We start from the raw sequence: 26,228 nt of genomic DNA, 5'->3' as shown, positions 1-26,228 counted from the left end.
TCTAGCGAATGGAAAAGCCACTGGTTAACACGCAGCGTCGTGAGCGGGCAAAAGTCCGTGCTGACGTTGTCCCTTCGCCAGTCGGTGTAGCAATGGTGAAGGTCGTAAAGCCTTCGCCGCCGACGCCAATACCCGCCCAGGAGGGGCCGTTTTTGACAAAGATTGAGGTTTGCATAACGCGCGCAGCAAGGTTGAGTCGTGAGACGTTCTGCGAGTGCATAATTGCCGTGTGGTGCAAACCGTCTTCGACTTTCAGCGCCAGGGTGAGGGCGCTGTCAAAATCGTTGACTTTTACAATGGGTAGCATCGGCATCAGTTGTTCACAGGTAACCCAGTTATCATCGGCGTCAACAACGGCAATCAGTAATCGTGGCATTTTCTGCGGTAGAGGAATTCCAGCCGCTTCCAGAAGATGGCATGGGCTTTTTCCGACCAGTTTTTTGTTGGCGACGCCGTCGGGCAGACAAACGGCGCGCAATTTTTCAGTTTGCTGATGGTTAAGAAGAAATGCGCCAAAACTTTGCATCTGTTGAATTAAATACTCTGCCACTGACGCTACGACAATCAGGCTTTTTTCAGCGATACATGGCAGGTTGTAATCGAAAGAAGCGCCGTTGATGATGTCTTCGGCGGCTTTCACAATATCCGCCGTTTCATCGACGATACACGGCGGGTTACCCGCACCGGCACCAATCACTTTCTTACCACTTTTCATTCCCATCGCGACGATACCCGGACCGCCGGTAATCGCCAGAACGCTGATTTTAGGGTGCGCCATCATCTGTTCGGTGGCTGTAAAGGTCGGTTCAGATACGGTAACGATCAGGTTATGAATGCCACTACAGCGAAACGCGATGTCTTCGATTATGGCAATGAGTTTCAGCGATACGTTTTTGGCTCCCGGATGAAGACTGAAGTAGATGCTATTGCCTGCTGCCAACATGCTGATGCTGTTATTAATGACGGTTTCCGTAGGATTGGTACTCGGCGTGACCGAGCCAATAACACCAAACGGAGAGTATTCAAATAAAACCATGCCACCATCACCGGTTAGTGCCGTGGTGGTTAAATCTTCAATTCCTGGCGTGTTATCAAGTGCCGCTTTGTTTTTTAGATACTTATCTTCTTTATTTCCCATCCCCGTTTCGCTGGCGCTTTCTTCTGCCAGTTCGGTAAGGCGGGGCGTTAATTCTTCGCGAATGGCGCTGATAATGGCGCTGCGGGTTTTAAGCGGACACTGTTGAAAGCGCAAAAAGGCCTGGTGTGCAGCGCAGACGGCCTCATCGACAGTCTGGAAAATACCATTTCTTTGTATTTGTAAGGCACTGGGCATCAGTTTTTCGTGCAGGATATTGCGGATAATCATTTCTAATTCAGTCGTATTCATTGGTTTGCTCCTGCATTAATTGCTGCCATTGCGGCTTGTGCAATATCCATATCTTGTTCAACGCTACCACCGCTGATGCCAAGTCCCCCAAGCAATATCCCGTCTCGCCAGAGAGGAAAACCACCACCAAAAGTGACGACTTTGCCTTGCATATGGCTTTCGAGCCCGTAAAGTGGCGCTCCGGGTTGTACGGCGTCAGCAAGTTTGTGTGTTGCCGTTTTCATCGCCACGGCGGTCCAGGCTTTTTTCGGTGCCAGCTCACTGCTGACCAGTAGTGCATCGGGCATCCGCCAGGTAACACTTTCTGTCCCGTTGGCATCAACAATGCTGATGACAACGGGAATATGTAGTTCATCCGCGCGTATTGCCGCACTACGAATGAGCTGGTGAAGATCCTGAAAAGTGAGCGGCATCGTGCGTTCCTTCAATGCTGGAGTGTGATTGGCTTCGTGATAACGTTTTGTGATTTCCCGAATCATCAGGTTTTGATGAGCAACGTTGTCTTCCTCGCGGGCGAGGGCATACAAGCAATCGGAAAGTCGGTTGATATAGTGCAACAAAACATGGCGGACGGTGGCTTCCGTTGTCAGTTCAACCAGACGTCTTTCAGCCCGCCGGGCTACCGTGCGGGCGACATGCATACGGCTCGCGGCTTCACAACGACCAGGCAGTATGAAGCTGTGAACTGGAGGGACAGCGTTCATTGCGCTGTCGATCGCTTTTTCCAGCGCGGCAATTTCTTCTGTCCCGATGTAACGCTGCTGCGCTGACGGCTGTTCGCTTTCACTGGCGAGCTCGGCGCTAAACCAAAATATTTGTTGCTGAATAGCTTCCAGTAAGATGCGATGGCTTTCGATGGAGGTGGCGCAATAACACAGACTGAGTGTTGCGTTTAGCTCATCCAGCGTGCCATAGGCTTCGACACGTCGATGAGTTTTACTGACACGCTGTCCGGTAAATAGAGACGTACTTCCTGAATCACCTGTTCGGGTATAAATCGCCATCGTTAAAGTCCTTAGCGTGAAAGCGTATCGACAATGCCGACCACTGCCAGATCAATGGCTTCGTTGGGGCCGGAAAAAACATGTCTGGCGCTGGAGCCGCTGCTGAGGAGTACCAGTTCACCAACGCCTGCGCCGACTGAATCAACGGCAACTTCGTCGCCGGTTAACGGTGTAAGAGGCAATTCGCCGTCGGCACTGACCCGGCGAACCAACAGCAGTTTTTTCCCGATCAGAGAAGGTGATTTTTGCGTGGATACCACCGTGCCGGTGACTCGAGCCAGATGCATGAGTTACTCCTGCCTGATTAACTGAATGTTTCGGGTAATTGCCGCTTCACGCGCAAGTGCGGTCACACAACATTTCCGCTGTAGTACCAGTATCCCCGCGCATAACGGTGCTACGTCGGCATAACTTAAAAGTCGACCACGATGAAGGTGGATTGGTTGTCCTTGTTCGTCGCACCAGCTTAGCGGTAGACGGGCGAGAGTCTTCAATTCAATGGTGTTCAGTAAATGACGCTGCAACGATAATTGAAGGTGCATTCCCCATGCTAACGTCTCGTGAAGGTGGGTTACTGCTCCGCCTGACGTATCGTTCTCTGCAAGCTGTCGCAACAACGGCAGATCGACGTATCGAATTTGTAACGATGCATACTGATGAACTATCTTGTGAACGCTGGCTTCTCGCAGTTGCGAAACGGTCAGCGTGAGTGTTTTTTCCGCACGTTGTTTCAGGCGAAAAATCACTTCGTCAACAATGCGTTGCATCAGCACATGATTCATGGCAGCGCCACCAGCATGGCAAAAACGTCAGGATTATCAGCGCCTGCAGCGTTGGCTTCGTCGGTATCAATATGCATTTCAAGACGCATATCCGGTGAGACGCGAACAGCCACGTTATCGAATATCAGTCGTCGCTCATCACCTTCAATGGCGACCGCCACTTTATCGCCATGCGTAACGCCATAAATCAGGGCATCAAGCGGAGACATATGGATATGCCGTTGCGCGACAATTACGCCAGAAGCGATTTCCAGTTCGGCAAACGGACTTATCAGCCGAATCCCCGGTGTGCTGCTGAGATCGCCTGACATGCGTAGCGGAGCAGTGATCCCCAACGTTCTGGCATCTGTCCGGGAAATTTCCACCTGGCTTGCGTTGCGTAGTGGTCCCAACAAGCGAACGTTGTGCAATTTGCCTTTTGGTCCCACCAGCGTAACAACTTGTTCAGCAGCGAATTGACCTGGTTGCAATAACGGTTTTTTCTCGCTGATCGGTTGTTCAGGAAAAAGGCGCACATAATCCGCAGTCGAAAGGTGAATATGACGACTGGAGACGCCCAGAGGGATAGGGCGCTCGCGCATCTCATCCAGAACCTGGCTCACTGTTTCTTGCAAGGTTTGTTTGTCCATTGTTACTCCTCTCGCTTATCGGAGTGGAGGCAAAGTGAACGTGGCTCACCTTTTTGCCGTTGACACGCCGGATCAAGACACAAATTACAACTGATACTCTCCGGGGTGACTGTGGCTGCTGGTGTTTCGCTTGCTTCAACCCTTACATTCAATGCTTCTGTTGTGCGGGACAGTATTCCCTCTCCTGGACGGGCAATCACTTTGTGCGCGACAAAGCCATTTCGCTGCCCGGCGAAGCTGGCACCCGTCTCGATCGCTGCATTAACCGAGGCGACGTCACCGGTGATTTTAATGAGCGTCCAACCTGAGCCATTGGTCTTCTCAAGACCAACCAGCGTGATGGACGCGGCTTTTGCCATAACATCCGCGCAACTGATGGCGAGTGCCAGACCACTGACTTCAAGTAATCCCAGTGATTGCTTCACGCTGTGCTCCTTAGCGAATTGGGTTATGCAGATTTTGGTAAAATGGCCTCAACATCGCTGTGCGGCCGTGGGATGACATGGCAGGATTTCACTTCGCCAACGGCGCTTGCGGCGGCGCTCCCCGCGTCAACGGCGGCTTTTACTGCGCCAACATCGCCGCGCACCATCACTGTGATCAGACCTGAACCAATCTTTTCATAGCCGACCAGTTGTACGTTGGCGGATTTAACCATGGCGTCTGCGGCTTCAATCGCGCCGACTAACCCTTTTGTTTCAACCAGTCCCAGTGCGTTATTCATACGGTGTTTCTCCTGTGGATTATGAGTGGTATTCCTTGAAGGGAATCCCTTTGACCAGCCGGGCTGCGTTATTGCCGGTGCTGCGCCGGGCATGGTTATCTTGTTGATGCATCAGCGTAAACAGTGGCGCTGATGCCGGTAAGTTTTTGTAATGCACAATCAGTTTTTCCTGGTCACAGGCTATGCCAACCAACAGGGGAGACTGACGAGCAGCCTGCCAGGCGCTATCGATGATTTCACCTGATGGAATGTGTTGAATGCGAAAGGGAATACCTTCCTCTTCAATGCCAAGAAGAACCTCATTCCATTTATTGATACAGTCACCGATTTCAGTGACGACAATGGTTGGTGCTCGCTCTTTACTTTCCATGAACCGACGCCTTGTGCCAGGAGATGAGTAGCCCGGTAGCCACCGCATTGCGCGGGCCTTCTCTACCACGGATATTCCCACGCCCTGCGACCAGTCGATAATGTGCCAACGCATCGGTGACTAACTGCGGGACTTCGAAATCCAGTGAAGAGCCGCCCACCAGAACGACGAACGGAATGTTGCGAATATTTCCACCAGGACTCACCTGACGTAGTGCGCGCAGGGCGTTCGTTACGAAGACCCGCTCTTTTGCACTGCGACGAATAGTTCGCACTTTTTCCAGCGTTATATCACCGGGAATGGGCACCAGTTCGTCGGGTTTCACCACACAAACGCGGGCAAATACCTGAGGGGATAGTGGGGTAGGGAGGAACTGAACGCTGCCGTCTTCATGGCGTAAGTGGAACAGGCTTTCTACTTTTGCCAGTGGGTGTTTTTTGATCTCTTCTGCCAGATAGCGATCATTTAAGCTCAGTTCCCTGGCGATAATCATCGTCACCATGTCGCCCGCTCCCGCAAGGTGAGTGGCAATCATTTCCCCTTTTTGATTGATGATGGAGGCATCGGTAGAACCTGCGCCTAAGTCCAGAATTGCCAGGGGACGTGTAGTTCCTGGGGTAGTCAACGCTCCCTGAATTGCAGCTTCTGCTTCTGCGCCTCCGACCTGAACATCAATGTGCAGTTTTTGCTTAATTTCACTGGCGATCATCGCCATTTGCAGACGGTCGGATTTCACCATTGACGCTATACCAACAGCCTGTTCCAGTGAAAATTCGCCTGCCAGACCACCGGTAACGCTGACGGGTACAGAGGTATCTATCGCCAATAAATCCTGAATAAAAATTTCGTTGCTGGGTTTATTGGTCAGCTCCGCCATGGTCTGGCGAACATTTTCCAGCATCCCGCCGATGTTGGTGCCCGGTTCGCCCGTCACATTTTCCAGTTTTGGGCATTCACCGACTGCTTTCATTATTGCATCGGCACCAGCGGCAACATCAACCCGAGTTGTGCGCCCGGCAGAAAGAAACTCGATATTTCCGGCGGGTATCGAACGGGCTTTAACGTCGCCAGAAGGCGTTTTCACGACCACAGCTGAACGGTTGCCGATTAGCGCCCGTGCGACAGGAACGATATTTTTAGTCTCTTCAGCATTGAGGGCGAAAACGGTGGCAATCCCATATGGGTTAGAAAGGGTTTCGATAACTTTCCCGGGAACAGCGACTTCAATAGCAGCTAACATGCCGAGCGGAATACGATCGATGTAGAGGACTTCATCAACAATGGGTAAAGGGATTTCCAGGCGATTACTGACCAGTACGCCATCGTCGCGTTGCAGAATGACGCCCGTTAGCTGATATCCGGCACGCACGGAGGCATTTATCATGGTTGCGATATCGGCAAAATCAAAAGCCGATGACACGACCAGAATGTACGGTGTGTCCGCCGGGCGTGTTAACAACTCTTGCGGAGTGATGGTGAGTCCTACACCCAGCCCCACTCCGCCTGGAGTTTTCGGGTTGTGACCGATCATGGTTGATTCAGTGATAATGGTTTCCGTAATGGTTTCCATCGCCACATCGCCAATGACCGGGGTTGCTTCGTTGATACGAATAAGCGAAATATCACTGACATTGATGCCGGCTTTTTTCGTTGCCTGCGCGAGTGCCTCCTGAATGCCATGTACGTTACGCAACGTACCTTTGATTCCGGTGGTTTCTGCCAGGGCGCTGCTCACGAACGACAATTCGCCAGACGCACTGAGCGTTGCCAGCGCAACTTCTGTGGATGAGTTGCCGATATCAATGCCTGCTATATATCGCATAGTTCGCCCTTAATCGTCGCCTTTCAGTTTATTACGCTCGACATAGAGTTCCGCAGCTTCACGGACAAAAGCGGCACAAATTCTGGCCTGATAACAACGCTCAAGATCGTCGGCAATGGCAATGAGTTCTTGCTTAGTCGAACGATAAGGGCGTAACGCATTGTAGATTTCGAGGATGCGATCATCCGGCACTGAGGTAAGCTCGGCGGCGCGTTCAAAATTCATCGCCAGGCGATCGCGTCCAGCATCTCTGGCAATTGCGGCCTGAATGCGCAACGTTTCCGGGGTTATGCGCATGTCCTGGGCGGTGACTTTATCGCTGAGTACATTTTCCAGGGTGAAATCGTCGAGCGTTTTATTCGTCGCCGTTTTGACCCATTCTGGATGTTTATTTGCCAGCGGGTAATCACTCACTTTGGCGTTCAGTGTTGATGAGTGGGATGGCGCAGAGACAGGAGCTGTATCCTGGAGACTGTTCATTCGGTTCAACACGTCCCTGACCATCGACTCAATTGCATCGGTATTCATGAAGGTTTCCTTTGTTAAAACGTCACGCGCAGTTCTTGCGGTTTTTTGCCAGTGACCACGTACTTAGTCTCTTTGATATGTAAGATGGCGGACTTGGCCTGGTATTTCGGCCGCGCCATTTGATCGTTGAGGGTCGGAACAGGTTGTGGAGACTCGCGCTTCGCATAACGCGCGGCGTTTTTGCCAATCTGGCGATAAGTTTCCAGCGTCAACAAAGGTGCTTGCGGGAAAAGTTCCAGGTTAGACAAAGGGGGAAGCCCCTGCTGGTGGATAACTGTGGTGCCTTTTGACTGAATACCAATAGCAATGCCGGAACCGCTAAGACGATCGCCTTCAACCGCCACGAAGGCAACATCAGACGATTTAAAGCAGCGAATCACACGGGCTTTAACACCTTCTTCTTCGATACCGGCAATCACTTCGCGCAATATGTTTTTATGCGGAATACCGATGATATTGACGGTTTGCGCCAGGCCAAACGCCGGGCCTACAGCGATAATAACTTCATCTTGCTGAGTGCCTTGTTGGGCTTCGCCAATTTCGGTCAGAAAACTTTCGCTATCCGGTGCGGAAGAGACCGGTGCGCGAAATGAAACGGACTTATCGCTGGTTTGCATTTCTGCCAGCACGTCTTCGATTATCTGACGTAGTAATTTTTCGTTAATTTCCATTTCTCACCCTTAGTCAATATCGTTGGGATCAAGTGCACCGGGAATATTTTTGATCTCTTCCCAGCGTTCCCCTTGCAGGCGATAACCTGTAGCCGGTCCGGCGTAATCATTGACGTCATTGACCGCAGAGCGCACTTGTCCGTCATCGACGATAATGGCGGAGGTATGGAGATAGTCGCCGGTCAGTTTTGCTTTTTGCATGTTGAGCATGTCCTGGGCGACATCGGTAAAACCGGCTTGCGCCAGGGCTTTCACCACTTCCAGGCTGTTACGGTTTTTATTGATAATTTCCTGGGCGAACTTGATGTCTTCCACGATGTTGCGCTCTGGCATATCTTTCGAACCGTGGGCATAGGTTGCCGCTTCGACCTCTTCATCGGTGATAGGGGGTAATCCCATACCGGCAAAAACAGCCTGTAAAGCGCGTGCGGCTTTATTGCGGATAGCGATAACATCTTCTTCGCGCACTGGTCGCAGGCCACCATCAACCTTGAGGTCACGTTGAATGACGTTGTAATCATCGAAGTCTTCGGCATCTTCGTTTGAACCAGCAAACATGTTGTCGTAGTTCGGCACAGCGGAAAAACCGGAAGAGATAAAGTCGGTGCCTGGCAGAAACTGCATCAGAAAACGTGCGGTACGGCGCATATCTGAGTGGGTAAAGGTCTGGTCATTACTGGAGGCGCATTCCAGATCCAGTGATGAACAAATTAAGTTTTCCGCCAGCACTGCGCGGATGCCTGACGGCACTGCCGATGGAACGCCGATGCAGCTTACGGAACCGTTCTGTAGACCCTGAACACCTGCGGCTTTGGTGATGTAAATGCAACGAGCCTCAAGGTAAAGCATTGATTTACCTTCCGCATAGCCCATCTGCACTTCAGAGCCGGAGCCGGAAGTAAAGCGCATTTTTAAGCCGCGAGAAGCATAAGATGACGCGAGAAATCCTTTTGACCACGGTGTATCGTCGCCGTCGGTGAAAACAGGTTCCGTGCCGTAGACAGAAATCGTTTCGGCGTAGCAGGTATGGCCTAACATACCGAGTTTCAGTTCGGTGGCTTCCTCAAGTGAACACTGGGTCAACACGCCCGGGCGTCCTACCTGTGAACCGACCAGAAGAGCGATAGCGTTGAACGGTGCATAGCGAGCAACGGCAACGGTGGTTTCCTGTTCGTCAAATCCGCGCCATGCGCCTTCAGCCGCGTCGGCAGCAATTTGTACCGGATTGTCTTTGATGTTGGTGACGTGAGCCTGTTGCGATGGTGTTCGACGAGCGCGCATTTTCTGCATCGCCATCATCATCTCTACCACGTTCATCTGTGAAACCACTTCGACGATTTTGGCGGGCGTCATCGCAGTGGTCAGGGGAACAATATCGCTACGTTTGACATTTGGATCGCACAACATATTGGCAAGTTTAACCGAATCCATTGCGATGACTTCTTCGGCGCGCGCGAGATTGATACCGTAGCGGGCGATAAAATGGTCGATCAGGTCAAACTGGCTGGCAGGTTTCCCATCCAGTTCGGTGACGACGCCGTTAACAATTTTGATTGACGGTTTAGGATCGTTCGGGCTTTCCATCGCAATGAAGCCTTCTTCAATCCACTCTTTAACGAAACCGTCCTGGTTGACCGGGCGTTTTGCCAGTGCTTCAAATCTTTTCGATCTCATGAATCTGCCTCAGGGAATTCAGATGTAGGAAGGGCGATCGTTTTTCGGTGTATCGCCGAGAGTCGAAAGTACGGTTTTACCGATTTCGCGTGCGGAGATGACCGCCTGACGGACTGCGCCGGAGTCTCCTGAGATAATCAGGATGACCTCATTGCTAAAGCTGGTGCCATGAGCCGGGGAGCTGTATGCCACGACATCCACATTGGCGGACTTCAGGGCGGTATCGGCCATCAGAACACCTACAGCGGCAGGAGCGCCGACAATAACGCCGCAAGCGCGACCCAGTGGTGCGCCAAACGCTTTTTCCAGTGCATAGCTGGCGCGGGCGGTATATTGCAGTTCCAGATGTCCGGCTTCGTTGGCATAGACATCACCAAAGGTTCTGTCGAGTTCTTTTAGAGCAACTTCAATACCGCGTTTCACGTCGGAAACATCGTTGCCACCTAAAAGGATTAACGAGCCGTGTCCGGCACCGCCTTTAGTATCGCGAGGAAGTTCAATGCTAATAACTTCGGTGTTGGTGGCTTTTACGGCTTCATCAGCGGCCATAATGTGTGGCCCTGCACCAATACGTGCGCCCAGAATGCCAATGGAGCGATAGCGTTTTTCAAGTTTCATCGCGTCCAATAGGGCGCTATCAACGTTTGCAATGACCAGACCTACAGTGTCGCCAATAGCGGTGCCAACAAATTCCGTTAACGTGCAGCTTTTTTCTGCCATAGCCGTCTCTCGTGTTTGATGATTGGTTTCCGGGAGAACCTCATGCTTCGGTGTCGCTACGCGTGCGATGACCTGCGCCATGATCTGTTCGACCAGTTCACTGCTGCTCATGGGTTAATTCCCTTTGGTAAGATTTTTTCGACATCGGTATGTGGGCGGGGGATAACGTGTACGGCTTTCACTTCGCCGACATTACGCGCAGCGACGGCACCTGCATCTGTTGCCGCTTTAACCGCCCCGACATCACCACGAACGATGACGGTCACCAGCCCGGAACCAATTTTTTCGTAGCCGACCAGCAATACATTTGCCGACTTCACCATGGCGTCTGCGGCCTCTATGGCGGCAGTTAATCCTTTGGTTTCTACCATTCCTAACGCTTCTTGTTGCATAAAGACCTCGCCTGGATTTTTTGACGATATGACTATAAAAAAAAGCGAGGAAAAAGAATGGCTGACTTAATCGCTAATGAGAAAAATTAATAGAGGGCAAATATTATAAAATTGCTTTCAGAGATTATATGTTATTCATTTATTGGTTGTTTTTGACGTGGTTTAATGTGAATTAATTGCATTGGGGACGGTGTTTTAATTTGAAATAATACTTCGTCGAGTTTGGTTTTCTGAAATTAACTGTGATATTTGTTTAAATTTTATTATGCAGGCATGGCAATTTTTTATTGTATCAGATTGGCGATATATATAACGCCAATAGTGATGATTGCTGTAGTGAATGCTATAGCAATGACAATAATTTGCTATAGCAACACTATTTTTCCACGAATCTGACATGCATGTTGGCAATATTTTTTTTCGCGCAATTTTTATAGTTGCGTTCGATATACACAACAATCAGCGCATTGTTGGCTGATAAAGAAAAAACTCTGTGAAAAAGGTGTCAGTATGAATGATTCACTCAAGGCGCAATGCGTTGCCGAGTTTTTGGGCACCGGACTGTTCCTCTTTTTTGGCATTGGTTGTTTGTGTGCCCTAAAACTTGCCGGTGCAAGCCTGGGACTGTGGGAAATTTGTATTATTTGGGGGTTAGGTATTTCACTTGCTGTTTACCTTACGGCAGGCACTTCCGGTGCCCATCTTAACCCGGCGGTTACTATTGCTCTGTGGTTGTTTGCCGCTTTTCCTGGTCGTAAAGTGCTGCCATTTTGTGTGGCGCAATTAGCGGGAGCCTTTGGTGGCGCAGTTCTGGCATATTTTTTATACAGCAATTTGTTTGCCGATTTTGAATCTGCTCACAATATGGTTCGTGGTAGTGCAGAAAGTTTACAACTCGCCAGTATCTTCAGTACTTACCCGGCAGCAGCGATAAATGTATGGCAGGCTGCCTTGGTTGAAGTGGTCATAACGTCCATGTTAATGGGGTTGATTATGGCGTTGACCGATGACGGCAATGGCGTACCCAAAGGGCCGCTTGCGCCTTTACTTATTGGTATTCTGGTTGCTGTTATTGGTGCTTCTACCGGACCATTAACCGGTTTTGCCATGAATCCAGCGCGTGATTTTGGACCAAAAATTTTCACCTGGCTTGCTGGTTGGGGAGAAATTGCGATGACTGGCGGACGTAATATTCCTTATTTCATTGTACCCATTATTGCTCCGGTCATTGGAGCCTGTGCTGGCGCGGCGATTTATCGCTTTCTTATTGCACAAAATTTACCTGTCAATAGTGTTACGCCTAAAGAGAACAGCGAATAGTGAAATAGCCTGGCAGTTATAAACGTTTATTTTTTTAGTGTTTGTGATCTGCTTTCCGAACTTATTAAAAAGTCTCCCGCTTCATGGAGGCTTTTGTTATTGTCCGTTTTGCTTCTCGTCAGTAAATCATTAAGGATGATGTGAAGATTAAATGTAAAACAATTGTTTTACCATAACAATAAATTAACTGGGAGGTTTTATCATGATTTCTGCGGCGACACTTAATTCAGAACTCATTAATAAAATCGCACAGGATTTTGCGCAGGCGACTAGTCTTGCGGTTGTCGTGGTCAATATCCACGGTGATGAAATCTCCGAGCTGTTTAACTTCACTCCATTTTGTCAGATGATGCGCCAACACCCTCAGCTTAGCACTCGCTGTCGCATGAGCGATCGTTGTGGTGGTCTGGAAGCCTCTAAATCAGATCAGCCTTGTATTTACCGCTGTCATGCAGGGTTAACTGATTTCTCTATTCCTCTGGTGATTGCCGGGCATTTAGTCGGCTTTGTGTTGTGTGGACAAGTTCGCCTGCGTAATGATGATGTTGATTTGATCAATATTCTGAATGTCGATGATTGTTGGCAAGCCGACCCAGAACTACTTAATGAATTTCGCAAAGTTCCTGAGATGGATTACTCGAGAGTTATGGCCTCTGCTGATTTATTGAAGTTGATTGTGGAAAATTGCCTCAAAAAGCAACTCAATTTTGTCGTTATTAAAGAGAATAAATCTCATTCGGGTTCAGTTCGTCAGACCCGTGCGCCTAATCCCCATGATAATAAAATGAAAAAAGCATTGCGCTATATCGATGCACATTTGTCAGACGATTTGCGTCTGGAAGATGTTGCCTCGCATGTTTATCTAAGCCCTTATTATTTCAGTAAGTTGTTTAAGAAATATCATGGGATTGGTTTTAATGCGTGGGTAAACCAACAACGAATGGCCAGCGCGCGTGAGCTGCTGTGCCATAGTGACTGGAGTATCGCCAGTATCGCGCGTAATTTAGGCTTCTCACAAACCAGTTATTTCTGCAAAGTTTTTCGCCAGACGTATCAGGTGACTCCGCAGGTATATCGTCAGCAAATTAGTGAAAATGTAGCAGCGGAAACAGCATAAAATTAATGTGGAAAATGAGGGATGATTAAATAGACGCTGGCAATATTAATTAACGTTATTTACGTGTTATGGGATAAGTGAGATCAGCTCATAACATACGTTGACAGGTTCGGCACATTTGTGCCTGGGAAGAGGGTGAAAATCCCTCGCAGCCCCCGCTGCTGTAATGCTGACAACCCCGAAAATACCACTGATCGCGAGATTGGGAAGGCCGGGGAAGGATGATGCGAAGCCAGAAGACCAGCCTGTCAGTCAATACCAACAACTTCGGTGGGAAGTGGGTTGTCCGGAAGCGCCCGGTTGAGTATTGGCGCGTCTTTATACCCCTACCACCCTGAGAGGATCAGGGTATGGCGGCATCATTTAGTTCCTTCATTGTAGTGCCGACAGGCACCTGGGCTGCTCTCAATGCGCGGCAATCGTTTTTCATGGTATATCAGCCTGACCGTCATTACAGGAAACGAAGCGGAGGACGGGGGATATGAAAACGATAAAACCCGAATCGATAGCCCTTTTTTGCCTCTCCTCTGGCGATATTAATCTGGCGAAATATCTGGCTGAAATGTTGCCAATGACCTGTTTTGTTGGTGAGGACTGGCAGCAAGGTTTCTTGCCTTTTAAAGGTGGGGCTGTTCAATCGTTATCAGACGCGTATACCGATTATTCAGTGCTGTTATTGATTGCTGAAAACAGGGTCTCCATACCAGAAAATTTCTCTCATCCTGATGGCGCGACGGTAATCGTAATCACACGGCATAATGCCCGTTTGCTGGCTGGTTCGGCTGGTGGTGCAGTAGCATTAATCCATTATCTGAATGAAATATGTCAACGCAGTGAAAATATTGCCAATGACGCATTCTGCCAGAAGTTTACACAGGGAAATCGGACTATTTCACAACACCGCCTTCGTTCGTAATGGATTGAGAACGCTGGATTTTTATTTTCATTACGCGCAGTATTAATTGCGGAAATGTTATTACGATCAGCAACGATGGTTCTGGTCAATGAATACCATCATACAATTGAACCAGGAGTCCGTATGATGATTTTGGTGACAGGTGGTGCACGGAGCGGGAAGAGTCGGCACGCCGAGGCGCTTATTGGGGATACTCCACAGGTTCTGTATATCGCCACTTCGCAAATCCTTGATGATGAGATGGCGGCACGGATTGAGCATCATCGGCAGGGGCGTCCGGCGCATTGGCACACGGTGGAACGCTGGCAGCAGCTTGATGAGTTCATTAATGCAGACATTAATCCGCAGAACGCTGTGTTGCTGGAATGCATTACGACAATGGTGACTAATCTGTTGTTTGATTATGGCGGCGATAAAGATCCTGAAGGATGGGATTATGTGGCGATGGAGCAAGCGATAAATGGCGAGATTCAGTTGTTGATTGCTGCCTGTCAACGTTGCCCTGCAAAGGTCGTATTAGTGACCAATGAAGTGGGAATGGGTATTGTGCCGGAGAATCGTCTGGCGCGACATTTTCGTGATATCGCCGGGCGAGTGAATCAGCAACTGGCCGCTGCGGCAGATGAAGTATGGCTGGTGGTTTCGGGTATTGGAGTAAAAATCAAATGAGTAAATTATTTTGGGCGATGCTCTCTTTCATTACGCGTCTGCCTGTACCGCGTCGTTGGTCCCAGGGGCTGGATTTCGAACATTATTCTCGCGGTATCATTACTTTTCCCTTAATTGGGTTATTGCTTGGTGCGATTAGTGGGCTGGTCTTCATGGTGTTGCAGGTATGGTGTGGTGTACCACTGGCGGCACTATTTAGCGTGCTGGTTCTGGCGCTGATGACAGGGGGATTCCACCTGGATGGTCTGGCAGATACCTGTGATGGTGTATTTTCTGCACGTAGCCGAGATCGTATGTTGGAAATCATGCGTGATAGCCGTTTAGGCACCCACGGCGGTCTGGCATTGATTTTTGTTGTGCTGGGAAAGATTTTGATTTTGAGCGAACTGGCTCTGCGTGGTGAGCCTATCCTGGCATCGCTGGCTGCAGCATGTGCTGTCAGCCGTGGTACTGCCGCATTATTGATGTATCGTCATCGTTATGCTCGGGAAGAAGGGCTTGGCAATGTGTTCATTGGCAAAATTGATGGGCGACAAACCTGCGTCACACTAGGCTTAGCCGTAATTTTTGCTGCTGTATTACTGCCTGGTATGCATGGTGTGGCTGCTATGGTGGTGACGATGGTGGCAATTTTCGTCCTCGGTCAGCTTTTCAAACGTACTCTGGGCGGGCAAACTGGCGATACGCTGGGAGCTGCTATAGAGCTTGGTGAGCTGGTCTTTCTGCTGGCGCTGCTATAAAGAGACGCAACATGCAAACACTTGCCGATTTACTGAATACGATCCCGGCCATCGATCATGCTGCTATGTCGCGCGCACAACGGCATATTGACGGGTTACTCAAACCCGTCGGTAGTCTGGGAAGGCTGGAGGCGCTTGCCGTACAACTGGCAGGAATGCCGGGGCTGAATGGTGTTCCTCATGTGGGTAAAAAAGCGGTAGTGGTTATGTGTGCCGATCACGGCGTCTGGGATGAGGGTGTCACTATTTCCCCGAAAGCGGTGACAGCCATTCAGGCTGAAAATATGACACGCGGAACAACCGGCGTGTGTGTTCTGGCAGCACAGGCGGGGGCTAAAGTTCATGTAATTGATGTAGGCATAGATACTGCGGAGCCAATACCCGGACTTATCAACATGCGTGTCGCTCGAGGTAGCGGCAATATAGCTTCAGGTCCTGCAATGAGGCGCTGTCAGGTTGAAGAGTTGCTTCTGGAAGTCATTCGTTATACGCGTGAACTGGCGAAAAATGGCGTCACGTTGTTTGGCGTGGGTGAGCTGGGAATGGCAAACACGACGCCGGCTGCGGCGATAGTCAGCACAATTACTGGACGCGATCCCGAAGAAGTGGTTGGTATTGGCGCAAATCTGCCGACAGATAAACTGGCAAACAAAGTTGATGTTGTTCGTCGGGCAATTACGTTGAATCAACCGAATCCGCTGGATGGTGTTGATGTACTGGCAAAAGTTGGTGGATTTGATTTGGTCGGAATGGCTGGCGTGATCTCAGGAGCCGCTTCCTGTGGTTTACCCGTGTTGTTGGATGGCTTTCTTTCTTATGCCGCCGCGCTTGCTGCGTGCCAGATGTCACCTGCAATCAAACCGTATCTTATTCCTTCCCATTTGTCGGCAGAAAAAGGGGCGCGTATTGCGCTGGCACATTTGGAGCTGGAGCCGTATATCAATATGGAAATGCGTTTAGGTGAGGGGAGTGGTGCGGCGCTGGCGATACCCATCATCGAAGCTGCTTGCGCGATATACAACAACATGGGCGAACTTGCTGCCAGCAACATTATTCTACCGGGGAATACAACTTCTGAATTGAACAGCTAAAAACGAAAAGTCTGATAAAAGCTATACTTATCGGATGGCTTTCGCGACTTAGGAAAGGGATATGATGCGTCGTGTAAATATTCTTTGTTCATTTGCTCTGCTTTTTGCCAGTCATAATAGCCTGGCGGTAACTTATCCATTACCCCCAGAGGGGAGTCGTTTAGTGGGGCAGCAACTTACAGTAACGGTTCCCGATCACAATACCCAGCCGCTGGAAACTTTTGCCGCGCAGTACGGACAAGGGCTGAGTAATATGCTGGAAGCGAATCCGGGGGCTGATGTTTTCTTGCCGAAGTCTGGTTCGCAGCTCACCATTCCGCAGCAACTGATTTTACCCGCCACTGTGCGAAAAGGAATTGTGGTTAATGTCGCCGAGATGCGTCTGTATTACTACCCACCAGACAGTAATACTGTGGAAGTGTTTCCTATTGGTATTGGTCAGGCTGGACGAGAAACCCCGCGTAATTGGGTGACAGCCGTTGAGCGTAAACAAGAAGCACCAACCTGGACGCCAACCCCTAACACTCGTCGTGAATATGCAAAGCGTGGGGAGAGTCTGCCTGCATTTGTCTCAGCCGGACCCGATAATCCTATGGGGTTGTACGCTATTTATATCGGCAGGTTATATGCCATTCACGGTACTAATGCCAATTTTGGGATTGGCCTACGGGTAAGTCAGGGTTGTATTCGTCTGCGCAATGTCGATATCAAATATCTGTTTGATAATGTCCCGGTAGGGACGCGCGTGCAACTTATTGATCAGCCAGTGAAATACACAACGGAGCCGGATGGTTCAAAGTGGCTGGAAGTTCATGAGCCGCTGTCGCGCAATCGTGCAGAATATGAGTCCGACCGAAAAGTGCCATTGCCGGTAACCCCATCTTTGCGGGCGTTTATCAACGGGCAAGAAGTTGATGTGAATCGCGCGAATGCTGCGTTGCAACGTCGATCGGGAATGCCAGTACAAATTAACTCTGGCTCAAAGCAGATGTTTTAAAATAGCTGTTGTATAAAAAGCAAAAAGCCTGCTCTAAAGCAGGCTTTTTTGAATTTGGCTCCTCTGACTGGACTCGAACCAGTGACATACGGATTAACAGTCCGCCGTTCTACCGACTGAACTACAGAGGAATCGTTTGAACGGGGCGCATATTAATGGCAGTACATGGCGATGTCAAAGGGGGAAATGCATTTTTTTGTTCGTTTGCTGCCAATTTCAACAAAACGATGAACTTTCAATCTTTTTAATCATGTTCCATCGTGGTGCATGACATCCTTTCATGGGGCAGGGAATGCTTCTCCTGGCTTAAAGAGCCAATGACGAAACAATCATAATCTCTTATTTGACGGGCGATTAGCTTTCGTATCAACGCCAAAACGAAACTGGCAAGTATCTTGCAATCTGGTTGTTAGTAATGTCGGCACTCGGGCTGACGCTTAAAAAAACCGGAGGCACCATGAACTTTAGACGCTTGAAATACTTCGTCAAAATTGTAGATATTGGTAGCCTGACTCAGGCTGCTGAAGTATTGCATATAGCACAGCCTGCGCTCAGTCAGCAGGTTGCCACGCTGGAAGGTGAGCTAAATCAGCAACTTTTGATTCGCACAAAACGTGGCGTTACGCCGACAGACGCCGGAAAAATTCTCTATACCCATGCGCGGGCAATTTTACGTCAGTGTGAACAGGCCCAACTGGCGGTGCATAATGTAGGTCAGACATTGTCAGGTCAAGTCTCGATTGGCTTTGCGCCAGGAACCGCAGCGTCATCTATCACCATGCCTTTATTACAGGCGGTACGCACTGAATTTCCGGAGGTCGTTATCTATCTCCATGAAAATAGCGGTGCTGTGCTTAACGAAAAACTTATAAACAACCAGCTTGATATGGCGGTGGTTTATGAGCATTCCCCTGTGTCTGGTGTATCCAGTCAGACTTTGTTAAAAGAGGATCTGTATCTTGTCGGAACTCAGGATTGCCCAGGGCAAAGCGTTGATGTTAATGCGATAGCGCAAATGAACCTCTTCCTTCCCAGCGATTACAGTGTAGTAAGACTTCGTGTTGATGAAGCTTTTTCCCTGCGCCGGCTTACAGCGAAAGTCATCGGTGAAATTGAGTCTATCGCTACGCTTACCGCTGCGATTGCCAGCGGTATAGGCGTTGCAGTATTACCTGAATCGGCCGCACGTTCGTTATGTGCCGCAGTTAACGGTTGGATGTCACGTATTACCACGCCTTCAATGAATCTCTCGTTGTCATTAAACTTACCCGCCAGATCAGTTTTATCGCCACAGGCGCAGGCAGTGAAAGAGCTATTATTGTCAGTGATTAGTTCTCCAGCCATGGAAAAAAGACAATGGCAATTGGTGAGCTAAACGTTATACCTGGATGGAATAAGATGCGGGTTTTTATTATTTGTTATGCCGGGCATTAGACTCTAACAATAATGGATGTCTGATATACCCGGAGTTTACCGTGAATTTCCAACAACTAAAGATAATCCGCGAAGCTGCCCGTCAGGATTACAATCTGACAGAGGTTGCGAATATGCTCTTTACCTCACAGTCAGGTGTCAGCCGTCATATTCGAGAGCTGGAGGATGAACTTGGTATCGAAATATTCGTTCGTCGTGGCAAGCGGCTGCTTGGCATGACTGAACCGGGCAAAGCATTACTGGTCATTGCAGAACGTATTCTGAATGAAGCCAGTAATGTTCGACGGCTTGCAGACCTGTTTACCAACGACACATCTTGCGTACTCACTATTGCAACGACGCATACTCAGGCTCGTTACAGCTTGCCTGGGGTCATTAAAGCCTTTCGCGAACTTTTCCCCGAAGTGCGACTCGAGTTTATCCAGGGGACGCCGCAGGAAATTGCGACTCTGCTACAAAACGGCGGAGCTGATATTGGCATAGCCAGTGAGCGTTTGAGCAATGATCCCCAACTCGTCGCTTTCCCCTGGTTTCGTTGGCACCATAGTTTGCTCGTTCCTGTCGATCATCCCTTAACACAAATTACGCCATTGACGCTGGAATCAATAGCGAAGTGGCCGTTGATCACTTACCGACAGGGAATTACGGGGCGCTCACGTATTGATGACGCCTTTGTCCGCAAAGGTTTACTGGCAGATATTGTATTGAGTGCTCAGGATTCTGATGTCATCAAAACCTATGTCGCCCTCGGTTTGGGGATAGGATTAGTTGCCGAACAATCCAGCGGTGAGCAAGAGGAAGAGAATTTAATTCGTCTGGATACGCGGCATCTTTTCGATGCTAATACTGTCTGGTTGGGACTCAAGCGAGGACAACTTCAGCGTAACTATGTCTGGCGTTTTCTGGAATTGTGCAATGCTGGATTGTCGGTTGAGGATATTAAGCGGCAGGTGATGGAAAATAGCGAAGAGGAAATTGATTATCAAATATAGCAAAAAGCCCGCTATCAAAGCGGGCTTTTCAAAATTTGGCTCCTCTGACTGGACTCGAACCAGTGACATACGGATTAACAGTCCGCCGTTCTACCGACTGAACTACAGAGGAATCGCTGTTGAGGCACATCTTAACGGCGAAAAATCATTTGTCAAACCTGTTTTTTAAATTCATCAACCGTTTGCCGTTTCTATCAACAGTTTGTTGCATTTGCAGACAATTTGTCGGCGAAAATCTTTGCAGCTTTTCTGATTCTCCCTCATTATTTGAAATGTGGTTTCACTTTCTGCAATTAAGGTCGGCTTTGAATATCCCCTCAGCTTTACGCCAGGTTGTTCGCCACACTCGCTGGCACTCAAAACGTAAGAGTTACAACGTGTTGTTCTGGCGCGAAATAACTCCGCTTGCTGTTCCTATCTTTATGGAGAATGCCTGTGTCCTGTTGATGGGCGTGCTGAGCACTTTTCTGGTCAGTTGGCTGGGAAAAGATGCAATGGCGGGCGTTGGGTTGGCGGACAGCTTCAACATGGTCATTATGGCCTTTTTCGCAGCTATCGATCTTGGTACTACTGTCGTTGTGGCATTTAGTCTCGGTAAACGTGATCGACGGCGAGCCAGAGTAGCAACACGGCAATCATTGGTGATCATGACGTTATTTGCCGTGCTGTTGGCAATTCTCATTCATCATTTTGGCGAACAAATTATCGATTTTGTTGCAGGTGATGCCACGACAGAGGTTAAAGCACTGGCGTTGACTTATCTGGAACTGACGGTGCTCAGTTATCCAGCCGCTGCCATCACCTTGATTGGCAGTGGGGCACTTCGTGGCGCCGGGAATACGAAAATACTGCTACTTATAAATGGTAGCATGAATATTTTTAATATTATTATTAGCGGTATATTGATTTACGGGCTTTTCTCCTGGCAGGGGCTGGGGTTTGTTGGCGCAGGGCTAGGATTAACTATTTCCCGTTATATTGGCGCAATTGCAATTTTGTGGGTACTGGCGATTGGCTTTAATCCTGCACTACGAATCTCGTTAAAAAGCTATTTTAAACCATTGAATTTCAGCATTATCTGGGAAGTTATGGGGATTGGTATTCCCGCGAGCGTTGAATCAGTATTGTTTACCAGTGGTCGGTTATTAACACAAATGTTTGTTGCTGGTATGGGAACCAGCGTTATTGCCGGAAATTTTATCGCTTTTTCGATTGCGGCTCTTATCAATTTACCAGGGAGTGCGCTCGGTTCTGCTTCTACAATAATTACTGGTCGAAGGCTGGGAGTAGGGCAGAGAGCGCAAGCAGAAATACAGTTGAGGCATGTTTTCTGGTTGTCCACCCTTGGGTTAACGGCGATAGCCTGGTTAACGGCTCCCTTTGCCGGGGTTATGGCGTCATTTTATACCCAGGATCCCCAGGTTAAACACGTGGTTGTGATTCTTATTTGGCTAAATGCTTTGTTTATGCCTATTTGGTCGGCCTCATGGGTATTACCTGCTGGTTTTAAAGGTGCTCGTGATGCCCGCTACGCTATGTGGGTATCTATGTTGAGTATGTGGGGATGCCGAGTGGTAGTAGGTTATGCGCTGGGAATTATGCTTGGCTGGGGCGTGGTTGGCGTTTGGATGGGGATGTTTGCTGACTGGGCCGTGCGTGCTGCGTTGTTTTACTGGCGGATGGTGACCGGGCGCTGGCTATGGAAATATCCTCGCCCTGAACATGAAAAGTGTGAAAAAAAGGCAGTTGTGTCGGAATAAACGACAAAACGCAGAATATTTCAGCAAACGATTTCAAAATTAAAAAACAGGCTTTGACAATGTAGATGGGCATCGTTAATATTCGCCCCGTTCTCACGATTCCTCTGTAGTTCAGTCGGTAGAACGGCGGACTGTTAATCCGTATGTCACTGGTTCGAGTCCAGTCAGAGGAGCCAAATTATGAAAAGCCCGCTTTTATAGCGGGCTTTTTGCTTTTTACTTATAAAATCCTTCACATCTTTTCTTGATGCAAAGGATCTTCGCTCATTATCGGAACGGCGGCTCATTAAAGGTGCGCAGTTTACGGGAATGCAGTCGATCGCCTTCCGCGCGCAGTAAATCAATTGCCCGGATGCCAATCTGCAAGTGTTCGGAAATCGCACCTTCATAAAAACGGTTAGCCTGGCCGGGAAGTTTAATCTCACCATGCAATGGCTTATCTGAAACACACAGTAGCGTCCCGTATGGCACGCGGAAACGGTATCCTTGTGCTGCAATGGTTGCACTTTCCATATCAATCGCTACGGCCCGACTTAAGTTAAAACGAAGTGCAGAAGCCGAGTAACGCAATTCCCAGTTCCTGTCATCAGTAGTTACCACAGTGCCAGTACGTAGCCGCTGTTTAACTTCCTCACCCGGCCTGCCGCTGACGAGTTTGGTGGCGTCATAAAGCGCGCGTTGCACTTCAGCAATGCTCGGAATAGGAATATCGGGGGGGAGAACCGCATCAAGAACGTGGTCATCGCGTAAATAAGCATGTGCAAGTACATAATCACCAATGGACTGGCTTTCACGTAATCCACCGCAGTGACCAATCATCAGCCAGACATCCGGGCGTAGCACCGCCAGATGATCGCAGATGGTTTTAGCATTTGATGGCCCCACACCAATATTTACCAGAGTAATACCCTGGCCATCGGCAGTGATTAAATGCCATGCTGGCATCTGGTGTTTTTTCCATGCGAGATCAGAAATCGCTTCTTCAGGGGCTTCTGTTTCGGCGGTGATCCATATCCCTCCAGCACAGGAAAGAGCAATGTAGGGACTATCAGGATCGAGGATCTGGCTGCACCCCCAACGAACGAATTCATCCACATAACGTGTGTAGTTGGTAAACAAAACGAACGGCTGAAAATGTTCGACTGGCGTGCCGGTATAATGGCGTAACCGCGCGAGGGAAAAATCGACCCGGCGCGCATCAAAATGCGATAGCGGAGAAAATTCCGTTGGATGATAAATGCCGTCTGCAGTTTCATCGCCAATTTGCGCCAGTTCTGTTGTCGGGAAGTAACGAGTTAGCCCGGCGCTCATCGAACGATCAAGTGTCAGTTCAGAGCCATCGATGACATAGGGATAGGGGATTTCATGCTGCGAGGGTTGCACGGAGATGTGCGCACCATAATCTTGATACAGTAACGTTAGTTGTTCATTGAGATACGAACGAAAGAGAGCAGGGTGGGTAATAGTGGTGGTATAGCTGCCAGCGTGAGTAAAACGTCCAAATGCGCGTGTTTTGGGAGGATTTGTGGCGCAGCCATCCCAGGTCACGGTCAATGATGGATAGACAAAAAGACCTTGTTTGCGGGCGTTTTCATCAGGTAATTCGCCGCTTTTAATATAGTTGCCAATGGCATTGCGTAAAGCGACTACAGATTGCTCATACAGCGCGTCAAGTTTATCCAGTGCCTGAGCTGGGGTCAGACCGGAGCCCTTATTATTCATGTGTGTCTCCTGTTCCATACAATTACCGCACATCCGATAGTATGTCACAGGAATGTGAAACAAAAGTGTAAGGCGAAGATCGAATGATCTTCGCCAGACCATCAGATGCGTTGATTGTCTTTCATCAACAAAGCGGTCATTGCGGAAATCAGGCATCCAGCCAGCAAATAAATGGCGACGCTATGCCAGTCCCCGGAAAAATAAGTAATGAGGGCGGCGGCAATAAAAGGGGTAAATCCTCCACCTACCACACTGGCAACTTGATATCCTACACCAGCGCCGCTGTAGCGATAACTGGCACCAAACATCTCTGTGAACATCGGTTGTTGCACACAAACCACCATGTCATGCGCAATATTCGCCAGCATAATGGAGAAGAAGACTATCCAGAAAATGGATTGAGCCTCGAGCGCCATGAAGAAAGGAAACGCGCTTAAGGTTCCGATAACTGCGCCAGTGATATAAACCCTGCGGCGACCAAAACGATCGGCAAGCCAGGCAAAACAGGGAATTGTCAGGCAGCTTAACCCTCCCACCAGCAAACCAATATTCAGGAATAATTCGCGTGGCAGCCCCATATTCTGGGTTGAGTAGTTAAGCGCAAAGGCGGTAACGATATACATCGTCAGCAACTCGCACAGTCGCAGCGCAATAATCTTCAGAAAAGCACCTGGATGTAGTAACAGTGCCTGGATAACAGGGATTCGCTTTTTCACTGCCGCTTGATTATGTTGCTGTTGCTCAAATTCAGCGGATTCCTCCATACCATTACGCACCCACAATGCCCCCAACACCAGTACGGTGCTAAACAGGAAAGGAATGCGCCAGCCCCAGCTCAAAAACTGCTCGTCTGTCGTCATCATACTAATCAGAGAAACCAGTCCAGTTGAAAGCAGTAACCCTACACCGTAGCCAACTTGTACACCGCTACTGTAAAAGGCTTTTTTATTTTTCGGCGCGCTTTCAACGGACAGCAATGCTGCGCCTCCCCATTCTCCGCCGACGGCAAATCCCTGAATAGCACGCAGCGTCACCAGTAAAATCGGTGCCCACCAGCCAATAGTCGAGAATGAAGGAAGAATACCAATCAATGCTGTTGCGATCCCCATCATCCAGACAGTCAGCATCAACATGCGCTTACGCCCCAGGCGGTCGCCAAAATGGCCGAAAATGACACCTCCAAGTGGACGGAAAAGGAATCCGACGCCAAAAGTGGCAAATGCTGCGAGAGTTCCCATTGCCGGGCTCACTTGTGGGAAAAACTCTCGATTAAATACCAGTGCTGCAGTAATGCCATAGAGTAAAAAATCGTACCAGTCGACGACGGCACCGGCAAAACTGCCTAATGCAGCTCGTCGGGCGCGACTTAACGGAAGCGTTCCTTCATCGGGACGCGTGGAGATGAGCGTGGAGTCCATAGTGTTCCTGTCTGTACTGTCTTTTTATAATTAGTATGGAAAAAGGTCACTCACATTGCCGTCAATCTATAAACGAACCTTATGAGACTACCGCGACAGAGAGCATCTGCAAATATTTTTATACCTGAAAATGAGCATGGAGGGCGGATAGGGTCTACTGTAATGTGCTGGAAACGAACAAAATTGTGGATTCAGGTGCGTATTAGAAAATCAAAAGACAGAGAAATGTGATCGCTAAGGTAGCACTGGCTACTTGCTGGCGTTATTTTTGCAGATGAATTTTTCGAATTTTCTCAATGAGATTTGTGTCACTGACACGGAGTGGGCTAATTGCTTGAATGATTGGCGGAGAGAGGGGGATTTGAACCCCCGGTAGAGTTGCCCCTACTCCGGTTTTCGAGACCGGTCCGTTCAGCCGCTCCGGCATCTCTCCGTTCAGATTGTTGCAATGATGCCAGGAAATTTGGCATTTTAACAGTCCCTGTCCGTGCAATTTTGTTCAAGTGACGAGTTTGCGAGCAAAACGATGATTAAGTGGCCCTGGAAAGTACAAGAAACCGTTCATGATGATGCAATTCCGTGGAAGGAAGCTCTGTCGATACCTCTTTTGACAAGTTTGACTGAGCAGGAGCAAAACAAATTAGTCACTCTTGCTGGACGTTTTTTGCAACAAAAACGGTTGGTTCCTTTACAAGGGGTTGAACTTGACGCTTTGAAAAGCGGTCGTATCGCCTTGCTGTTTTGTTTACCTGTTATGGAACTGGGGCTGGAATGGCTGGATGGTTTCCATGAAGTGTTAATTTACCCAGCGCCATTTGTGGTAGACGATGAATGGGAAGACGATATAGGACTGGTACATAATCAACGCATCGTTCAGTCAGGTCAAAGCTGGCAGCAAGGCCCCATCGTACTGAATTGGCTCGATATACAGGATTCCTTCGATGCCTCTGGGTTTAATCTGATCATCCACGAAGTTGCACATAAACTGGACACCCGGAACGGCGATCGCGCCAGTGGTGTCCCCTTTATTCCTTTACGTGAAGTCGCGGGCTGGGAACACGATCTTCACGCGGCGATGAATAACATTCAGGACGAAATTGAATTAGTGGGCGAAAATGCCTCCAGCATTGATGCTTATGCCGCCAGTGACCCTGCAGAATGTTTTGCCGTGCTTTCCGAATACTTTTTTAGTGCCCCGGAGCTTTTTGCTCCTCGTTTCCCCTCTCTGTGGCAACGTTTCTGCCAATTTTATCAGCAGGAACCGCTGCAAAGAGGCTTTGTTGAATAAATCAGATTTCGGGTAAGTCTCCCCCGTAGCGGGTTGTGTTTTCAGGCAATACGCACGCTTT

The 26,228-nt window shown here is 49.0% G+C and carries 27 protein-coding genes, 4 tRNA genes and 1 riboswitch; of the genes, 12 read left to right on the top strand and 19 right to left on the bottom strand.

Annotated elements, in window-relative coordinates:
* Nucleotide 1: 1 nt before the first annotated feature.
* From pduP to pduA, 14 genes are read right to left on the bottom strand one after another with little or no spacing between them, the layout of a single operon-like run.
* Nucleotides 2-1,387: a CoA-acylating propionaldehyde dehydrogenase PduP gene (gene pduP, locus FC814_RS05995; protein ID WP_137325653.1), complete on the bottom strand. Its 1,386-nt coding sequence runs from the start codon at nt 1,385-1,387 to the stop codon at nt 2-4.
* The gene (gene pduO / locus FC814_RS05990; protein WP_137325652.1) at nt 1,384-2,391 is read right to left on the bottom strand and encodes a two-domain cob(I)yrinic acid a,c-diamide adenosyltransferase PduO; all 1,008 of its coding nucleotides are present in this window, start codon (nt 2,389-2,391) and stop codon (nt 1,384-1,386) included. The genes pduP and pduO overlap by 4 nt, the downstream gene beginning before the upstream one ends.
* A gap of 11 nt (nt 2,392-2,402) precedes the next feature.
* The gene (locus FC814_RS05985; RefSeq protein WP_000549832.1) at nt 2,403-2,678 is read right to left on the bottom strand and encodes a EutN/CcmL family microcompartment protein; all 276 of its coding nucleotides are present in this window, start codon (nt 2,676-2,678) and stop codon (nt 2,403-2,405) included.
* 3 nt (nt 2,679-2,681) lie between these two features.
* A complete protein-coding gene (pduM, locus tag FC814_RS05980) occupies nt 2,682-3,173 on the bottom strand; it encodes a microcompartment protein PduM (protein WP_137325651.1) in 492 nt (163 codons plus the stop codon).
* A complete protein-coding gene (locus tag FC814_RS05975) occupies nt 3,170-3,802 on the bottom strand; it encodes a phosphate propanoyltransferase (protein ID WP_137325650.1) in 633 nt (210 codons plus the stop codon). Before FC814_RS05975 ends, pduM begins: the two co-directional genes overlap by 4 nt.
* Nucleotides 3,803-3,804: 2 nt before the next feature.
* Complete coding sequence (locus FC814_RS05970) at nt 3,805-4,227, bottom strand: BMC domain-containing protein (RefSeq protein ID WP_137325649.1); 423 nt, start codon at nt 4,225-4,227, stop codon at nt 3,805-3,807.
* Nucleotides 4,228-4,250: 23 nt separating this feature from the next.
* Nucleotides 4,251-4,526: a propanediol utilization microcompartment protein PduJ gene (gene pduJ / locus FC814_RS05965; RefSeq protein ID WP_001057752.1), complete on the bottom strand. Its 276-nt coding sequence runs from the start codon at nt 4,524-4,526 to the stop codon at nt 4,251-4,253.
* A gap of 19 nt (nt 4,527-4,545) precedes the next feature.
* Nucleotides 4,546-4,896, bottom strand: a complete 351-nt coding sequence (locus FC814_RS05960) for a glycerol dehydratase reactivase beta/small subunit family protein (RefSeq protein WP_105290014.1) — start codon at nt 4,894-4,896, stop codon at nt 4,546-4,548.
* A complete protein-coding gene (locus FC814_RS05955; protein WP_137325648.1) occupies nt 4,886-6,718 on the bottom strand; it encodes a diol dehydratase reactivase subunit alpha in 1,833 nt (610 codons plus the stop codon). Before FC814_RS05955 ends, FC814_RS05960 begins: the two co-directional genes overlap by 11 nt.
* A gap of 9 nt (nt 6,719-6,727) precedes the next feature.
* On the bottom strand, nt 6,728-7,246 hold the full coding sequence (gene pduE / locus FC814_RS05950; protein WP_137325647.1) for a propanediol dehydratase small subunit PduE: 519 nt from the start codon (nt 7,244-7,246) through the stop codon (nt 6,728-6,730).
* Nucleotides 7,247-7,260: 14 nt separating this feature from the next.
* Complete coding sequence (locus tag FC814_RS05945; RefSeq protein WP_000405044.1) at nt 7,261-7,917, bottom strand: propanediol/glycerol family dehydratase medium subunit; 657 nt, start codon at nt 7,915-7,917, stop codon at nt 7,261-7,263.
* 9 nt (nt 7,918-7,926) lie between these two features.
* Nucleotides 7,927-9,591, bottom strand: a complete 1,665-nt coding sequence (pduC, locus tag FC814_RS05940; protein WP_001256909.1) for a propanediol dehydratase large subunit PduC — start codon at nt 9,589-9,591, stop codon at nt 7,927-7,929.
* An 18-nt stretch (nt 9,592-9,609) separates the two neighbouring features.
* Entirely contained in the window at nt 9,610-10,422 is an 813-nt protein-coding gene (gene pduB / locus FC814_RS05935; RefSeq protein ID WP_000098932.1) for a propanediol utilization microcompartment protein PduB, read from the bottom strand.
* Nucleotides 10,419-10,703: a propanediol utilization microcompartment protein PduA gene (gene pduA, locus FC814_RS05930; protein ID WP_001183616.1), complete on the bottom strand. Its 285-nt coding sequence runs from the start codon at nt 10,701-10,703 to the stop codon at nt 10,419-10,421. Before pduA ends, pduB begins: the two co-directional genes overlap by 4 nt.
* A 510-nt stretch (nt 10,704-11,213) precedes the next feature.
* Between pduA and pduF the strand changes: the two genes are divergently transcribed.
* The 7 genes from pduF (at nt 11,214) to ldtA (ending at nt 17,553) form a co-directional block, all read left to right on the top strand.
* The gene (pduF, locus tag FC814_RS05920; RefSeq protein WP_137325646.1) at nt 11,214-12,023 is read left to right on the top strand and encodes a propanediol diffusion facilitator PduF; all 810 of its coding nucleotides are present in this window, start codon (nt 11,214-11,216) and stop codon (nt 12,021-12,023) included.
* A gap of 202 nt (nt 12,024-12,225) precedes the next feature.
* The gene (pocR, locus tag FC814_RS05915) at nt 12,226-13,140 is read left to right on the top strand and encodes a regulatory protein PocR (RefSeq protein WP_137325645.1); all 915 of its coding nucleotides are present in this window, start codon (nt 12,226-12,228) and stop codon (nt 13,138-13,140) included.
* 88 nt (nt 13,141-13,228) lie between these two features.
* Nucleotides 13,229-13,404: riboswitch (cobalamin riboswitch) on the top strand.
* Nucleotides 13,405-13,621: 217 nt separating this feature from the next.
* Nucleotides 13,622-14,056 carry a hypothetical protein gene (locus FC814_RS05910; RefSeq protein ID WP_032225592.1) on the top strand — a complete coding sequence of 145 codons (435 nt, stop codon included), beginning with the start codon at nt 13,622-13,624 and terminating at the stop codon, nt 14,054-14,056.
* 123 nt (nt 14,057-14,179) lie between these two features.
* Nucleotides 14,180-14,725 (top strand): bifunctional adenosylcobinamide kinase/adenosylcobinamide-phosphate guanylyltransferase, encoded by a 546-nt coding sequence (cobU, locus tag FC814_RS05905; RefSeq protein WP_137325644.1) that lies wholly within the window; start codon nt 14,180-14,182, stop codon nt 14,723-14,725.
* Nucleotides 14,722-15,465: an adenosylcobinamide-GDP ribazoletransferase gene (cobS, locus tag FC814_RS05900; protein ID WP_010347019.1), complete on the top strand. Its 744-nt coding sequence runs from the start codon at nt 14,722-14,724 to the stop codon at nt 15,463-15,465. The genes cobU and cobS overlap by 4 nt, the downstream gene beginning before the upstream one ends.
* An 11-nt stretch (nt 15,466-15,476) precedes the next feature.
* Complete coding sequence (gene cobT / locus FC814_RS05895) at nt 15,477-16,556, top strand: nicotinate-nucleotide--dimethylbenzimidazole phosphoribosyltransferase (RefSeq protein WP_137325643.1); 1,080 nt, start codon at nt 15,477-15,479, stop codon at nt 16,554-16,556.
* A gap of 61 nt (nt 16,557-16,617) precedes the next feature.
* Nucleotides 16,618-17,553 carry a L,D-transpeptidase gene (gene ldtA / locus FC814_RS05890; protein WP_137325642.1) on the top strand — a complete coding sequence of 312 codons (936 nt, stop codon included), beginning with the start codon at nt 16,618-16,620 and terminating at the stop codon, nt 17,551-17,553.
* 55 nt (nt 17,554-17,608) lie between these two features.
* On the opposite strand, the gene FC814_RS05885 is transcribed toward ldtA, so the two are convergent.
* Nucleotides 17,609-17,684: transfer RNA gene (locus tag FC814_RS05885), tRNA-Asn, on the bottom strand.
* 326 nt (nt 17,685-18,010) lie between these two features.
* On the opposite strand from FC814_RS05885, the gene nac reads away from it, so the two are divergent.
* Nucleotides 18,011-18,928 carry a nitrogen assimilation transcriptional regulator NAC gene (gene nac / locus FC814_RS05880; protein WP_024165186.1) on the top strand — a complete coding sequence of 306 codons (918 nt, stop codon included), beginning with the start codon at nt 18,011-18,013 and terminating at the stop codon, nt 18,926-18,928.
* A 100-nt stretch (nt 18,929-19,028) separates the two neighbouring features.
* Nucleotides 19,029-19,979: an HTH-type transcriptional regulator Cbl gene (gene cbl / locus FC814_RS05875; protein WP_137325641.1), complete on the top strand. Its 951-nt coding sequence runs from the start codon at nt 19,029-19,031 to the stop codon at nt 19,977-19,979.
* A 36-nt stretch (nt 19,980-20,015) separates the two neighbouring features.
* On the opposite strand, the gene FC814_RS05870 is transcribed toward cbl, so the two are convergent.
* Nucleotides 20,016-20,091, bottom strand: a tRNA-Asn gene (locus tag FC814_RS05870).
* A gap of 160 nt (nt 20,092-20,251) precedes the next feature.
* Between FC814_RS05870 and yeeO the strand changes: the two genes are divergently transcribed.
* Nucleotides 20,252-21,739, top strand: coding sequence for a toxic metabolite efflux MATE transporter YeeO (gene yeeO, locus FC814_RS05865; protein ID WP_301546357.1), 1,488 nt, complete (start codon nt 20,252-20,254; stop codon nt 21,737-21,739).
* A 100-nt stretch (nt 21,740-21,839) separates the two neighbouring features.
* A tRNA-Asn gene (locus FC814_RS05860) sits at nt 21,840-21,915 on the top strand.
* Nucleotides 21,916-22,006: 91 nt separating this feature from the next.
* On the opposite strand, the gene amn is transcribed toward FC814_RS05860, so the two are convergent.
* The 3 genes from amn to FC814_RS05845 all read right to left on the bottom strand — a co-directional run bounded on the left by amn (nt 22,007) and on the right by FC814_RS05845 (nt 25,312).
* Complete coding sequence (gene amn / locus FC814_RS05855; RefSeq protein ID WP_137325639.1) at nt 22,007-23,461, bottom strand: AMP nucleosidase; 1,455 nt, start codon at nt 23,459-23,461, stop codon at nt 22,007-22,009.
* 101 nt (nt 23,462-23,562) lie between these two features.
* Complete coding sequence (gene shiA, locus FC814_RS05850) at nt 23,563-24,879, bottom strand: shikimate transporter (RefSeq protein WP_137325638.1); 1,317 nt, start codon at nt 24,877-24,879, stop codon at nt 23,563-23,565.
* A 343-nt stretch (nt 24,880-25,222) separates the two neighbouring features.
* Nucleotides 25,223-25,312 (bottom strand) — tRNA-Ser (locus FC814_RS05845).
* Between the two features lie 93 nt (nt 25,313-25,405).
* On the opposite strand from FC814_RS05845, the gene mtfA reads away from it, so the two are divergent.
* Nucleotides 25,406-26,167: a DgsA anti-repressor MtfA gene (gene mtfA / locus FC814_RS05840; protein WP_137325637.1), complete on the top strand. Its 762-nt coding sequence runs from the start codon at nt 25,406-25,408 to the stop codon at nt 26,165-26,167.
* The last annotated feature ends 61 nt before the right edge of the window (nt 26,168-26,228 follow it).

Source organism: Escherichia sp. MR (genome assembly GCF_005280595.1).
In the GTDB taxonomy this organism is placed as follows: domain Bacteria; phylum Pseudomonadota; class Gammaproteobacteria; order Enterobacterales; family Enterobacteriaceae; genus Escherichia; species Escherichia ruysiae.
This window is presented reverse-complemented; position numbering and strand designations above follow the sequence as displayed.

What these genes read in the sequence shown, in the direction of transcription:
- pduP (WP_137325653.1), bottom strand. Translation starts at nt 1,387, where the DNA reads ATGAATACGACTGAATTAGAAATGATTATCCGCAATATCCTGCACGAA.
- pduO (WP_137325652.1), bottom strand. Translation starts at nt 2,391, where the DNA reads ATGGCGATTTATACCCGAACAGGTGATTCAGGAAGTACGTCTCTATTT.
- FC814_RS05985 (WP_000549832.1), bottom strand. Translation starts at nt 2,678, where the DNA reads ATGCATCTGGCTCGAGTCACCGGCACGGTGGTATCCACGCAAAAATCA.
- pduM (WP_137325651.1), bottom strand. Translation starts at nt 3,173, where the DNA reads ATGAATCATGTGCTGATGCAACGCATTGTTGACGAAGTGATTTTTCGC.
- FC814_RS05975 (WP_137325650.1), bottom strand. Translation starts at nt 3,802, where the DNA reads ATGGACAAACAAACCTTGCAAGAAACAGTGAGCCAGGTTCTGGATGAG.
- pduJ (WP_001057752.1), bottom strand. Translation starts at nt 4,526, where the DNA reads ATGAATAACGCACTGGGACTGGTTGAAACAAAAGGGTTAGTCGGCGCG.
- FC814_RS05960 (WP_105290014.1), bottom strand. Translation starts at nt 4,896, where the DNA reads ATGGAAAGTAAAGAGCGAGCACCAACCATTGTCGTCACTGAAATCGGT.
- FC814_RS05955 (WP_137325648.1), bottom strand. Translation starts at nt 6,718, where the DNA reads ATGCGATATATAGCAGGCATTGATATCGGCAACTCATCCACAGAAGTT.
- pduE (WP_137325647.1), bottom strand. Translation starts at nt 7,246, where the DNA reads ATGAATACCGATGCAATTGAGTCGATGGTCAGGGACGTGTTGAACCGA.
- FC814_RS05945 (WP_000405044.1), bottom strand. Translation starts at nt 7,917, where the DNA reads ATGGAAATTAACGAAAAATTACTACGTCAGATAATCGAAGACGTGCTG.
- pduC (WP_001256909.1), bottom strand. Translation starts at nt 9,591, where the DNA reads ATGAGATCGAAAAGATTTGAAGCACTGGCAAAACGCCCGGTCAACCAG.
- pduB (WP_000098932.1), bottom strand. Translation starts at nt 10,422, where the DNA reads ATGAGCAGCAGTGAACTGGTCGAACAGATCATGGCGCAGGTCATCGCA.
- pduA (WP_001183616.1), bottom strand. Translation starts at nt 10,703, where the DNA reads ATGCAACAAGAAGCGTTAGGAATGGTAGAAACCAAAGGATTAACTGCC.
- pduF (WP_137325646.1), top strand. Translation starts at nt 11,214, where the DNA reads ATGAATGATTCACTCAAGGCGCAATGCGTTGCCGAGTTTTTGGGCACC.
- pocR (WP_137325645.1), top strand. Translation starts at nt 12,226, where the DNA reads ATGATTTCTGCGGCGACACTTAATTCAGAACTCATTAATAAAATCGCA.
- FC814_RS05910 (WP_032225592.1), top strand. Translation starts at nt 13,622, where the DNA reads ATGAAAACGATAAAACCCGAATCGATAGCCCTTTTTTGCCTCTCCTCT.
- cobU (WP_137325644.1), top strand. Translation starts at nt 14,180, where the DNA reads ATGATGATTTTGGTGACAGGTGGTGCACGGAGCGGGAAGAGTCGGCAC.
- cobS (WP_010347019.1), top strand. Translation starts at nt 14,722, where the DNA reads ATGAGTAAATTATTTTGGGCGATGCTCTCTTTCATTACGCGTCTGCCT.
- cobT (WP_137325643.1), top strand. Translation starts at nt 15,477, where the DNA reads ATGCAAACACTTGCCGATTTACTGAATACGATCCCGGCCATCGATCAT.
- ldtA (WP_137325642.1), top strand. Translation starts at nt 16,618, where the DNA reads ATGATGCGTCGTGTAAATATTCTTTGTTCATTTGCTCTGCTTTTTGCC.
- nac (WP_024165186.1), top strand. Translation starts at nt 18,011, where the DNA reads ATGAACTTTAGACGCTTGAAATACTTCGTCAAAATTGTAGATATTGGT.
- yeeO (WP_301546357.1), top strand. Translation starts at nt 20,252, where the DNA reads ATGTGGTTTCACTTTCTGCAATTAAGGTCGGCTTTGAATATCCCCTCA.
- amn (WP_137325639.1), bottom strand. Translation starts at nt 23,461, where the DNA reads ATGAATAATAAGGGCTCCGGTCTGACCCCAGCTCAGGCACTGGATAAA.
- shiA (WP_137325638.1), bottom strand. Translation starts at nt 24,879, where the DNA reads ATGGACTCCACGCTCATCTCCACGCGTCCCGATGAAGGAACGCTTCCG.
- mtfA (WP_137325637.1), top strand. Translation starts at nt 25,406, where the DNA reads ATGATTAAGTGGCCCTGGAAAGTACAAGAAACCGTTCATGATGATGCA.